Here is an 11,915-nt window from a genome sequence, read left to right as displayed (position 1 = left end):
ACATCTTCAATAAAAAATCTTATGTTTTCTTTATAGCACAAACTCTATCCATACTGTCGATATATCAATTGTTATGTTTCAAAGAAAAACGTTTAGGTTCTGCATCTAAATTGAAATGATTTTAGGGAGTCGGTTGCATTCGCTTATTACGAATATAGTCAATCAAAAACCGTGCAGCAGCACCGAGTTCACTTTCGCGGCTCCAGACCAAATCAACGTAATATTCAAATCGAGGTGTAAAATCAAATACATCTAATGCTTTAAGTTTATTGTTTAACTCAGGATTTTCTTTAAACATCTCTTGCGGAAGTACGCCCCAACCTAAATTACGTAAAATCATTAAGCAAGCAGAGTGGTGGTTGTCTGTACGCCAGTAATGTTTTGAAAATAATAATTCGGGTTTTAATGTTTCATCTCGACTTGCCACCACAATTTGTCTTGTACCTAAAATCTGCTCATATGAAACATGCTCTTGGCTTGCGAGCGGATGGGTTTTTGAAATAACAGGAATTAAGGCTTCACGTTTGAGTTCAACAAACTGTTCTCTATTGTCTAAATGCTCACGTTCAAACATAAGGGCCAGTTGGGCAGATCCATCTAACAACATTTGAAGCGCATCTTCTTGAGGGGCAGACACAATATTAATTTGTAGATCGGGAAAGCGACTTTCTAGCAGGCAAACATAGTCGGTCCAATTGGTATGTAGCAGCTCAGACACCACAACAATAGTAAGATTAGGTTCCAGCCCAGTACTTAATGCATGCGCGTGCTGTTTCCATTGATTCATTTCAATCAATAGTTGCGCCGTTTTTTCATATAGCACTCTTGCTTCGGCTGTTGGGGTAGGTTCACGGCCTTTACGCTCAAATAAAGTCAGGTTCAAATCGATTTCTAAATTAGCAATCGACATACTCACAGCAGAGGGGACTTTACCGAGTTTCCTTGCTGCTGCTGAAAATGAACCTGTTTCCATAACGGCTTGGAACATGAGTAGTTGTTCTTGATTAATATTCATCTGTCAAAAAAAATGAAAGAACCTGATTGGATTAATCAAAATTATAAAAATAAAATGCACATTATCCAAGTTATTATTGAGTATTTAAAAATGTTGATTTCCAAGAGAAGACTCATTCATGCAATCAGTTATGAAGGAATTTTGTTGGTCATCATTGCGATTGCATTAAGTTTTATTTTTGACATGCCGATGGAAGTGACCGGAACACTTGGTGTGTTTATGGCAGTGGTTTCAGTTTTCTGGAATATGATTTTTAACCACTATTTCGAAAAAGTAGAACATAAATTTAATTGGGAAAGAACGATCTCTGTGCGGATTTTACATGCGATTGGTTTTGAGGGTGGTTTGCTGATTGCGACTGTTCCAATGATTGCATATATGATGCAGATGACAGTGATTGATGCATTTATTTTAGATATAGGTTTGACCTTATGTATTTTGGTTTATACCTTTATTTTCCAGTGGTGCTATGACCATATTGAAGATAAGTTTTTCCCAAATGCTAAAGCAGCATCACTTCATTAATTCACATAGATTGAAATGAAATAAGCACCCAGATGGGTGCTTATTTTTTGGTCGATAAATAGAAATTATTTTTCTACAATCGCAACCACACCTTCACCGCCTGCTGTACAGATCGAGATTAATGCGCGGCCTGAACCTTTTTCATTAATTAATTTAGCTGCAGTAGCCAAGATACGACCACCAGTTGCAGCAAATGGGTGACCTGCACCTAAAGATGAACCATTTACGTTCAGTTTAGAGCGGTCAATTGAACCCAATGGTGCATCTAAGCCAAGACGTTCTTTACAGAATTTTTCATCTTCCCAAGCTTTTAAGGTAGAGAGTACTTGAGATGCAAATGCTTCATGGATTTCGTAGAAATCGAAGTCTTGAAGCTTAAGGTTAGCACGCTTAAGCATACGAGGTACTGCATAAGCAGGAGCCATCAATAAGCCTTCTTTAGGCCCGCTCTTACCAATGAAGTCAACAGCTGCTGTTTCAGAGAAAGAAAGATAAGCTAAAACTTCATGTCCGTTTTCTTTTGCCCATTCTTCAGAAGCAAGCAATACCACAGAAGCACCATCAGTCAACGGAGTTGAGTTACCCGCTGTCATTGTTGCAGTTTCGCCTTTACCGAAAACTGGTTTTAACTTAGCAAGTTTTTCAACTGTACTGTCAGGACGTAAGTTGTTGTCACGGTTAAGACCTAAGAATGGAGTCATTAAGTCATCAAAAAAACCACGCTCATAAGCAGCAGCAAGTTTTTGATGGCTGCTTGCAGCTAGCTCGTCTTGTGCTTCACGAGTGATACCCCATTCTAATGCAGTGATTGCTTGGTGCTCACCCATTGAAAGGCCAGTACGTGGTTCACCATTGCTTGGTGCATCAAGAAGCTTTTTAAAATCAATCTTTGTTAGAGCTTTAAGACGGTCTTTACCTGTTTTAGCAACATTAAGCTCAAGTAAAACTTTACGTAAACCATCACCTACAGCAATCGGTGCGTCAGAAGTTGTATCTACGCCACCTGCAATACCTACGTCGATTTGACCAAGCGCAATTTTGTTAGCAACAACAAATGCTGCTTGTAAACCTGTACCACATGCAATTTGGATGTCGTAAGCAGGAGTTTCAGGAGCAAGATCTGTGCTCAATACAACTTCACGAGTCATGTTGAAGTCACGGCTATGTTTTAAAACAGCGCCCGCAACAACTTCGCCAATACGTTTACCTTGTAAGTTAAAGCGCTCAACCAAACCATTCAATGCTGCTGTCAGCATGTCAGAATTAGACGCTTTAAAGTAGGCAGTATTTGAACGTGCAAATGGAATACGGTTGCCACCAAGGATTGCAACGCGGCGAACAGTGTTTTGACTCATGGTTTTATCCTGTTGAACAGAAGTTTTGGTTTTTGTTGCTTTTGGTGCTGCAGCTACATTTGAAGATGTAGACGGGGTTGCTGAAGCAGCGCTCTTACTACGAGGGCTACGTGCAGGTGCAGTCGTTGAACGAGTACGTGTCGTTTTTGGTGTATTAGTTGCTGCTTTAGGAGTAGTGCTGTTATGCTTAGCCGTGTTAGAAGCCGACTTTGATGTATTTGACACTTTTTCCTGAGCAGAATTCTCGACTGCTGGATTTTCTTGAGTTGTTTTGCTCATAAGGCTTTTCCAAGCATAATAACGATATTCTTGTTAGCTACCTTAACACAATTCAAATAGACCTGTATTGACTAGAATGACATTGTAGATAGCATTCAGGTCAAGACATCCAAAGATGAACTCAAGTATGATTTGGAGTAACTCTAATGAACGACTGCTTTCATATTGTTTCTATCCATCTCATAACATAATGAAGCCTGTCGTAGAAAATTCATTTCTTTGAGAGATAATAATCATGACTGATCAATACCAAGCATTTACGCAATCTCCTATTGGTAAATTCGTTGTTAAAAATCTGGGTTTACCTTCGCCTGTTGTATTAGAGCGTTTTGAAAGTGCTCAGCCAGTAGTGAAAGGTGCAGTATTGGTTGGCGCGGCGCCATCAAGCGTTTTGTCTGGTGCGATTGCACAAGTACTTAGCAATATTCATACAGATAGCTATGTAGGCAATAATGTTGCATTACAACAAGAAGCTGCAAAAGTTGGTTTAAATTTACGTCCATTCAATGCAGGCGATAAAGAATCAAAATTTAAGGCTGTTGTATTTGATGCATCTGGTATTCAAAACTCAGAACAGTTAAACGAACTTTATAAATTCTTTAATCCGATTGCACGTCAAGTTGCGACTTCTGGTCGAGTGATTGTTATTGGTACAACGCCTGAAACTGCGAAAACTGTAAAACAAGCGATTGCTCAGCGTGCACTTGAAGGTTTTATCAAATCTGTAGGTAAAGAATTTAAAAAGGGTATTACTGCTCAAGTTGTGTATGTAGACGAAGGTGCTGCTGCAAACCTTGAATCAACATTACGTTTCTTGCTTTCTCCACGTTCAGCTTATGTATCTGGTCAAGTGATTCGTGTTTCTAAAGCAGATGTGGTTGATGTTGATTGGGCAAAACCACTTGCTGGAAAAACTGCATTAGTAACTGGTGCAAGCCGTGGTATTGGTGAGGCAATTGCACATGTATTGGCTCGAGACGGCGCGCATGTTATTTGTTTAGACGTACCACAACAACAAGCTGACCTTGACCGTGTAGCAGCTGACATTGGCGGTTCTACATTGGCAATTGACATTACAGCTGCTGATGCGGGCGAAAAAATTAAAGCTGCTGCGGCAAAACAAGGCGGTTTAGATATTATTGTTCATAACGCAGGTATTACACGCGACAAAACTTTGGCAAACATGAAGCCAGAGCTTTGGGACTTGGTAATTAACATTAACTTGTCTGCTGCTGAACGCGTAAACGACTACTTGTTAGAAAACGATGGTCTAAATGCAAATGGCCGCATTGTTTGTGTATCATCAATTAGTGGTATTGCTGGTAACCTTGGTCAAACCAACTATGCTGCATCTAAAGCAGGTGTAATTGGTCTAGTGAAATTTACTGCGCCTATTCTAAAAAATGGTATTACCATTAACGCAGTAGCACCTGGCTTTATCGAGACCCAAATGACTGCTGCGATTCCATTTGCGATTCGTGAAGCTGGTCGCCGTATGAACTCAATGCAACAAGGTGGTTTACCTGTTGATGTAGCAGAAACGATTGCATGGTTTGCATCAACTGCTTCTACAGGTGTAAATGGCAACGTTGTACGCGTGTGCGGTCAAAGCTTGTTGGGCGCTTAAGCACTTTTAGCTAAATAGGGGTGCTTGTGCATCCCTTTTTTATTCAAGAATTTATAAATTATAAAAGGTTAGGTATGAATACTCGTCATTTTAGCCAGCTACCAAAAGCGGCATTGGCTTATCCAAAAGTAGTGCAAGGTTTAATTTTTAAAAAACCTAAAGGCCCAAAAATCTTACCGCAAGTTGAATATGTGGTAGATACTTTAGAAATTGATCAGAACCATCTCAAAGCTTATAACGAAGTATGTGGCTTTCAAAATAATGGCTTTGTACCAGCAATTTATTTGGCTGTGCTTTCTCAAAGCTTGCAAATGCACATGATGACAGCAGAAGCCTTTCCATTTCCAATTTTAGGTTTAGTGCATATCCGTAACCAGATTAAACAGACCAGACCGATTGGCGTAACTGAAAAACTCACTCTGTCATGTAAATTTGGGGAACTAAAACCACATGATAAAGGTGTTCAGTTTGACTTTATTACCACGGCAAAAGTTGGCAACGAAGTGGTGATGGAAGGCTTAACAACTTATTTATCTCGCCAAAAAGTTGAGAAAAGAGTAGGTGAGAAAGCCAAAGAAGAACAAGCGCCATCTTATGTTCCAAAGGCAGAGTGGAATATTTTAGAAAACACAGGCCGCCGTTATGCGAAAGTGTCTGGTGATTTTAACTTAATTCACATTCATGCCATTACTGCAAAAGCATTTGGTTTTAAGCAAGCCATTGCGCATGGCATGTGGAGCAAAGCAAAAGCTTTAGCGAACCTTGAGTTGCCAAATGCTTATGAAGCAGATGTGTGGTTTAAGCTACCAATGTTCTTGCCATCAAAAGTTGAGTTTTTAACTGCAAATGCAGATAAAAAGACAGATTTCTTGATTCGTAATGCCAAATCACAAAAACCGCATGTTGCAGGAACTGTAAAAGCATTATAAAAATAGCAGCAGCCTGAACAGAGGTTTGGGCTGCTTTTGAGCAAAATAACAAAAAATGCAAGGAACTTCATGTGATTAAAGAAATTTTACTGGCCGATACCCATAACTATCACGGTATTTTAGATGAACGTTTTATTGATTTAGCTCACCAGTTCAGCCGTCTTCAAGATGCTAGAACTGGACAAGGTGGAGCTGCATTAGCGGTTTATTTTAGAGGCCAGAAAGTTGTAGATATTTATACAGGTCTCAAATCACAAACTGAAGCTTGGCAACCCGATACTTTGGCAGTTTGCTATTCTACAGGTAAAGGCGTACTTGCAACCTTAGCGCATATTTTAGTAAGTGAAGGTTTTTTAGAATACGATAAACCGATTGCGACTTATTGGCCTGAATTTGCTCAAAATGGTAAAGAGCAAATGACTTTACGTCATGTGCTAAGTCATCAAAGTGGTATGTTTGATGTTCGAAATATTATCGAAAGTGCGAGGGAAATGTTCGACTGGTCACATATGTTAAATGTGATTGCAGCGACTAAGCCTAGATTCCTTGCCGGAGAGGGCAATGCTTATCAAGCTTTAACATTTGGCTGGCTTGTCGGTGGAGTACTTGAAAAAGCAACTGGTCAATCTTTAGATCAGCTCATGCAAAAATATCTCGTTGAGCCTTTGCAGTTAGACGGTGCTTATTTTGGTACACCTGCAAGTGAGCTAGACCGTGTAGCACGTTTAATTATTCAACCAAAACCTGAAAAACCAGCGGCTCCCCAAGTTGAAAAACCTAAAAAGCCTCAAGCACGCAAGAGTTCACTCTCTGAAAAAATGATTACGTGGACTGGACAAGACCCGCAAGATTTTCAGGATGCCATGATTCCAAAAGGAATGAAGCATTTTAGTTTCTTTAGTGATGAAGGGTTACAAGCAGTCATTCCGGCAGCGAACGGGACATTTACTGCAAATAGCCTTGCTAAAATTTATGCGATGCTAGCAAATCAAGGTGAATGGGATGGACAGCAATTGATTCGCCCAGAAATATTTAAAGAACTTAGTACTATTCAAAGTTATGCACGTGATCGTGTCATGCCAATACCGATGAATTGGCGCTTAGGATATCACCGCATTATTACTATGGGTAAACGTGCAAAAAATGGCTTTGGACATATTGGTTACAATGGTTCAGGAGCGTGGTGTGATCCTGAGCGTGACCTCAGCTTTGCTTATACTCATAACTTCCAGATTGGTTCAATCACAGGCGATTATCGTTTGTGGGGGCTGACCCAAGAAGCTTTACGTTGCACAGACCAAATTTTAAAAGGCCGTAAAGGCTGGTTCTAATTTTAGTATTTTAAAGCTGGTATTTTTAAGCAATGCCAGCTCAACATTTATAATAATTCTAGGCGAATAATTGCTTCGGTATGACGCTTAAAATCTTCTTCAACTAAACCTTGTAAACCAAGTTTATAAATCCCTTCTAATCCACACACAAAGGCAATGAGTCGCCACGCAATATCTGTGGAATTAGACCTATTTTTAAATTCGCCTTCTTTTTGACCGCATTCAATCGATTGCACAATAGCTTGATGCCAACTTTGCATGGCGAGGTTATACGCTTTTTGTATTTCAATATCTTGTTCAATTAAGAGTTCAGCTTCATTCCATAAACGTAAGTAGGGCTGAAGCCTGTCTATATTTTCTGCACCTAATAAGATGAAGAGTCTTTGAAATTGGCTAGTTGTTTGGAGAGTTTGTTCAATTTCATCAAGCTGTTCCATCAGCTTTAAAAAAGCTTCAGCTTTTAAATGAGATGCCGAAGAAAAATGATGATGGACTTGTCCGGTAGAGGTTTGTGCTTCTGTTGCGATTCGACGTACCGTCATGGCTGTAAAACCTTCAGCCAAAGCAATTTGCATGGCAGCTTGCAGAATCATTTCTCTGCGTTGATCGCGATTAAGATAGGCCATGTTTCTTACACCTGACTGAATTCGACACAAACTACATTAAAATTTAAAGTTGGACAAGTGTCCAATTGTGTATATAATAACCGCAATTTGAACACATGTCCAAGTTTTGGATATCGAAGAGCGTTATGCAAAAAAAATGGTTAATCCTCACAATTATCGTCCTCATTTATTTACCTGTTACGATTGATGCAACGGTGATGCATGTTGCAACACCATCTTTAAGTGCAGCATTGAATTTAACTGCCAATCAGCTTTTATGGATTATTGATATTTATTCGCTGATTATGGCGGGTTTGATTTTACCGATGGGTGCACTCGGTGATCGTATTGGCTTTAAAAAATTATTATTTATTGGAACCGCAGTTTTTGGTGTTGGTTCTTTAGCTGCGGCTTTTTCTCCAACTGCCTATGCCTTAATTGCTTCTCGTGCTGTCTTAGGTCTAGGGGCAGCTATGCTTATTCCTGCCACTTTATCAGGTATCCGTAATGCTTTTACCGAAGAAAAACAGAGAAATTTTGCACTTGGTCTTTGGTCTACAGTAGGTGGAGGTGGAGCAGCTTTTGGTCCACTAGTTGGTGGTTTTGTATTAGAGCATTTCCACTGGGGAGCTGTATTCCTCATTAATATCCCGATCATTTTAGTGGTTCTAGTTATGATCGTGATGATCATTCCTAAACAACAAGAGAAAACTGATCAGCCAATTAACTTAGGGCAAGCTTTAGTTTTGGTTGTAGCAATTTTAAGCCTCATCTATTCAATCAAATCGGCTATGTATAACTTCTCGGTGCTCACGGTTGTGATGTTTGTGGTGGGTATAAGCACATTAATTCACTTCATTCGAAGCCAAAAAAGAGCTACGACACCAATGATTGATCTGGAATTGTTTAAACATCCTGTGATTTCTACCAGTATTGTTATGGCAGTTGTGTCCATGATTGCTTTGGTTGGCTTTGAATTATTACTGTCTCAAGAGTTGCAGTTTGTACACGGGTTTTCTCCATTACAGGCGGCGATGTTTATTATTCCATTTATGATTGCAATTAGTTTAGGTGGTCCATTAGCAGGTATTTGTTTAAATAAATGGGGTTTACGTAGAGTATCGAGCCTAGGTATTTTAGTGAGCGCGCTCAGTTTATGGGGGCTTGCTCAGCTCAACTTTTCAACCGACCACTTTTTAGCATGGACGTGTATGGTCTTTTTGGGCTTTAGTATTGAGATTGCCTTACTGGCCTCAACTGCTGCCATTATGTCATCTGTGCCCCCTCAAAAGGCGAGTGCAGCAGGTGCTATTGAGGGAATGGCCTATGAACTTGGCGCTGGTTTGGGCGTTGCTATATTTGGGTTAATGTTGTCTTGGTTTTATAGCCGCTCAATTATTTTGCCAGCCGAGCTTCCGTCAAACTTAATTGAAAAAGCGAGTATCTCGATTGGAGAAACCATGCAATTAGCCTCTAATCTTGAAAATCCTTTAGGAGGGCAATTAGTTGTAGTGGCGCAGCAAGCTTTTAGCTATGCACATAGTTGGGTACTTACCATCTCAGCGATCTGTTTCTTCCTTTTAACTGTATTTGTCTGGTTTAGTTTTCCGAAGAAAGTAAATTAATATTTTTCACAGTATTTAAAGTTTCGGTAGAAAACTTTTTCTTCGAAACTTTAAAATTCACTGATAGTCCAGACAAATGATGTAGTTCGCAGTTTATCTGTACGGATATGAGCTTTATACGTTCACACTCTTTTAAAAACAAAGTATGCTTATGCCTGTAACAAGGAGCATACATGTATCAAGTACTTGCTAGAAAATACCGTCCACGTAATTTCAATGAGTTAGTGGGACAAAACCATGTTTCTCGTGCATTAAGTAGTGCATTGGAACGCGGTCGTCTTCACCATGCTTATTTATTTACAGGAACGCGTGGTGTAGGTAAAACTACAATTGCACGTATTTTAGCCAAGTGTTTGAACTGTGAAACAGGTGTGACTTCTACGCCATGTGAAGTTTGTGCCACTTGTAAGGCGGTAAATGAAGGCCGTTTTATTGACCTAATCGAAATCGATGCTGCTTCAAGAACAAAAGTAGAAGATACGCGTGAACTTTTAGACAACGTTCCTTATGCACCAACGCAAGGTCGTTTTAAAGTTTATCTGATTGATGAAGTACATATGCTCTCTACGCATTCTTTTAATGCGTTATTAAAAACACTAGAAGAACCACCAGAACACGTTAAGTTTTTGTTTGCAACGACAGACCCACAAAAGCTACCGATTACGGTTATTTCACGTTGTTTGCAATTTACTCTAAGACCTTTAGCTGTAGATGAAATTACCAAGCACCTCGGTGCTATTCTTGAAAAAGAACAGATCGCTGCTGACCAAGATGCAATCTGGCAAATTGCTGAATCTGCTCAAGGTTCATTACGTGATGCATTATCTTTAACTGACCAAGCGATTGCTTATGGGCAGGGTGCTGTACATCATCAAGATGTTAAAGAAATGCTTGGCTTGATTGACCGTACGATCATATATGATTTGATTTTAGCGGTTCATCAAAACCAACGTGAAAAAGTGAGCCAGTTATTACTCCAATTTAGATATCAAGCCTTAGATGTCTCGTTAGTACTGGATCAGCTCATTTCAACATTGCATGAGTTGGCTTTATTACAATATTTACCAGAGCTCGGCTTAAAGTATAGTGAAGAAATTAATGCCAAAATTCTTCAGCTTTCTAAACTGATTTCTGCTCAAGATTTGCAGCTTTACTACCAAATCGCATGTAAAGGCCGTTCAGACTTGCAGCTTGCCGTAACGCAAGAGCAAGGTTTTGAAATGTGCGTTTTACGATTATTGGCATTCCGTCCTTTAGCACCAAATGAAATTTTAGTTTCAGAGCCTGTTCAACAAAATGGGCAAGCAGAAGTAGGCCTAAATTCACAAGCTCAAACAGCCCAAGTGATTGCTCCTGTAAGTGCTGTTCAGCCTGTTGAAGTTATTAGCCAACCCGCTATGGTTGAACCTGAACCTGAACCTGAACCTGAACCTGAACCTGAACCTGAACCTGAACCTGAACCTGAACCTGAACCTGAACCTGAACCTGAACCTGAACCTGAACCTGAACCTGAACCTGAACCTGAACCTGAACCTGAACCTGATCAGGACTTAATGGTATTTGACCCAAATCATCATGAGTTGATTGGACTTGAGTCAGCAGTTGTTCAAGAGACTGTTAGTGTTCTTGAGGAAGATTTCATTCCGGTACCAGAACAAAAGTTAGTACAAGTTCAGGCTGAAACCCAAGTCAAACAAATCGAACCTGAACCAGCTTCTACTGCTGAGCCTATAGGTTTATTTGAAGCATCGAGTGCTGAATTTTCACTTGCTCAAGATACGTCAGCTTATGACTTGGTTTCTGAACCTGTTATTGAACAACAGTCATTGGTGCAAGTTGAAATTGTTGAAACAGTTGTGGTGGTAAAAGAGCCTAACGCAACAGATAACAGCCAGCTGATGCCACAAGATATTTTAAAGTTGCCATCACAAACTTTGGAAGGTGAGTGGACACTTGAAAAGTGGGAGTTTTGGTTTAGAAATAGCCAGCTTTCTCCAGCCGTTCAAGAACTTGCTCAACATGGTGTGATGACTGGGGAAATTGGTGGCAACACGGTTTTCCATATTCCTCAAGAATATGAAAATATGTTGACTCAGCTACAACAAGCCTTAATTGAAGCTTTAAAGCAGCAGTGGCCAAATACACAATTTACGGTCGAGTATGGTGCAGTCAATACTGCTACACCGTATGTTATGCAAAGCGTTCGTAAAGAAAAAGCTTTCCATCGGGCTACAGAACTATTACAGCAACAACCCGTTATTAAAAGCCTCATAGAGACTTTTGATGGTGAGCTGCAAAATATTCAATTAAAACCTTAAGTTCAATTGAGTTTTGATCTGGTGAGAAACTTGAAAAAATAGAATTTTCATAGTTTTCACTGGATTGAAATATTCAGGTCACGCCACTGTCATTGTACTTTTCTATGTTAGCCATTTTAGATTTTAAATGGACTATATATCGTCATGAAAAGGCAATGCACAGGAACAACTTCCTTTAAATATTCTTATTTTTTATTAATCGGCGCCATTCTGCTGAGTGGCTGTAACGACTCGGCAAATGATAATTCGAATACACCCGACACAGGTAAAAAGCCTGTCATGCGCTGTGCTCCATAAACTTAAATA

General features: G+C 39.7%; 9 protein-coding genes. 6 read left to right on the top strand and 3 right to left on the bottom strand.

Going from position 1 to position 11,915, the window contains the following annotated elements:
* Positions 1-121: 121 nt before the first annotated feature.
* Entirely contained in the window at positions 122-1,015 is an 894-nt protein-coding gene (locus EG365_RS00545; protein WP_001024734.1) for a LysR family transcriptional regulator, read from the bottom strand.
* A 90-nt stretch (positions 1,016-1,105) separates the two neighbouring features.
* Here EG365_RS00545 and aceI point away from each other — a divergent pair, with 90 nt between their 5' ends.
* The gene (gene aceI / locus EG365_RS00540) at positions 1,106-1,540 is read left to right on the top strand and encodes a chlorhexidine efflux PACE transporter AceI (RefSeq protein ID WP_002156326.1); all 435 of its coding nucleotides are present in this window, start codon (positions 1,106-1,108) and stop codon (positions 1,538-1,540) included.
* Positions 1,541-1,605: 65 nt separating this feature from the next.
* Here aceI and EG365_RS00535 read toward each other — a convergent pair whose 3' ends face one another.
* Positions 1,606-3,174, bottom strand: coding sequence for an acetyl-CoA C-acetyltransferase (locus EG365_RS00535; protein ID WP_000047932.1), 1,569 nt, complete (start codon positions 3,172-3,174; stop codon positions 1,606-1,608).
* Between the two features lie 235 nt (positions 3,175-3,409).
* Between EG365_RS00535 and EG365_RS00530 the strand changes: the two genes are divergently transcribed.
* The 3 genes from EG365_RS00530 (at position 3,410) to EG365_RS00520 (ending at position 7,061) form a co-directional block, all read left to right on the top strand.
* Positions 3,410-4,801 (top strand): 3-oxoacyl-ACP reductase, encoded by a 1,392-nt coding sequence (locus EG365_RS00530; RefSeq protein ID WP_000132121.1) that lies wholly within the window; start codon positions 3,410-3,412, stop codon positions 4,799-4,801.
* A 74-nt stretch (positions 4,802-4,875) separates the two neighbouring features.
* Positions 4,876-5,730, top strand: a complete 855-nt coding sequence (locus EG365_RS00525; RefSeq protein ID WP_001097352.1) for a MaoC family dehydratase — start codon at positions 4,876-4,878, stop codon at positions 5,728-5,730.
* A gap of 71 nt (positions 5,731-5,801) precedes the next feature.
* Entirely contained in the window at positions 5,802-7,061 is a 1,260-nt protein-coding gene (locus EG365_RS00520) for a serine hydrolase domain-containing protein (protein WP_000588774.1), read from the top strand.
* A gap of 47 nt (positions 7,062-7,108) precedes the next feature.
* Here EG365_RS00520 and EG365_RS00515 read toward each other — a convergent pair whose 3' ends face one another.
* Positions 7,109-7,687 (bottom strand): TetR family transcriptional regulator, encoded by a 579-nt coding sequence (locus EG365_RS00515; RefSeq protein ID WP_000323808.1) that lies wholly within the window; start codon positions 7,685-7,687, stop codon positions 7,109-7,111.
* A gap of 125 nt (positions 7,688-7,812) precedes the next feature.
* Between EG365_RS00515 and amvA the strand changes: the two genes are divergently transcribed.
* Positions 7,813-9,291: a multidrug efflux MFS transporter AmvA gene (gene amvA / locus EG365_RS00510; RefSeq protein WP_001170321.1), complete on the top strand. Its 1,479-nt coding sequence runs from the start codon at positions 7,813-7,815 to the stop codon at positions 9,289-9,291.
* A gap of 173 nt (positions 9,292-9,464) precedes the next feature.
* Positions 9,465-11,609 (top strand): DNA polymerase III subunit gamma/tau, encoded by a 2,145-nt coding sequence (locus EG365_RS00505; RefSeq protein WP_000285268.1) that lies wholly within the window; start codon positions 9,465-9,467, stop codon positions 11,607-11,609.
* The last annotated feature ends 306 nt before the right edge of the window (positions 11,610-11,915 follow it).

This window comes from Acinetobacter sp. FDAARGOS_494 (assembly GCF_003812225.1).
GTDB lineage: Bacteria > Pseudomonadota > Gammaproteobacteria > Pseudomonadales > Moraxellaceae > Acinetobacter > Acinetobacter baumannii.
Note: the sequence above shows the minus strand (reverse complement) of the source record. Positions and strands in the feature narration are given on the sequence as shown.

What these genes read in the sequence shown, in the direction of transcription:
- EG365_RS00545 (WP_001024734.1), bottom strand. Translation starts at nt 1,015, where the DNA reads ATGAATATTAATCAAGAACAACTACTCATGTTCCAAGCCGTTATGGAA.
- aceI (WP_002156326.1), top strand. Translation starts at nt 1,106, where the DNA reads ATGTTGATTTCCAAGAGAAGACTCATTCATGCAATCAGTTATGAAGGA.
- EG365_RS00535 (WP_000047932.1), bottom strand. Translation starts at nt 3,174, where the DNA reads ATGAGCAAAACAACTCAAGAAAATCCAGCAGTCGAGAATTCTGCTCAG.
- EG365_RS00530 (WP_000132121.1), top strand. Translation starts at nt 3,410, where the DNA reads ATGACTGATCAATACCAAGCATTTACGCAATCTCCTATTGGTAAATTC.
- EG365_RS00525 (WP_001097352.1), top strand. Translation starts at nt 4,876, where the DNA reads ATGAATACTCGTCATTTTAGCCAGCTACCAAAAGCGGCATTGGCTTAT.
- EG365_RS00515 (WP_000323808.1), bottom strand. Translation starts at nt 7,687, where the DNA reads ATGGCCTATCTTAATCGCGATCAACGCAGAGAAATGATTCTGCAAGCT.
- amvA (WP_001170321.1), top strand. Translation starts at nt 7,813, where the DNA reads ATGCAAAAAAAATGGTTAATCCTCACAATTATCGTCCTCATTTATTTA.
- EG365_RS00505 (WP_000285268.1), top strand. Translation starts at nt 9,465, where the DNA reads ATGTATCAAGTACTTGCTAGAAAATACCGTCCACGTAATTTCAATGAG.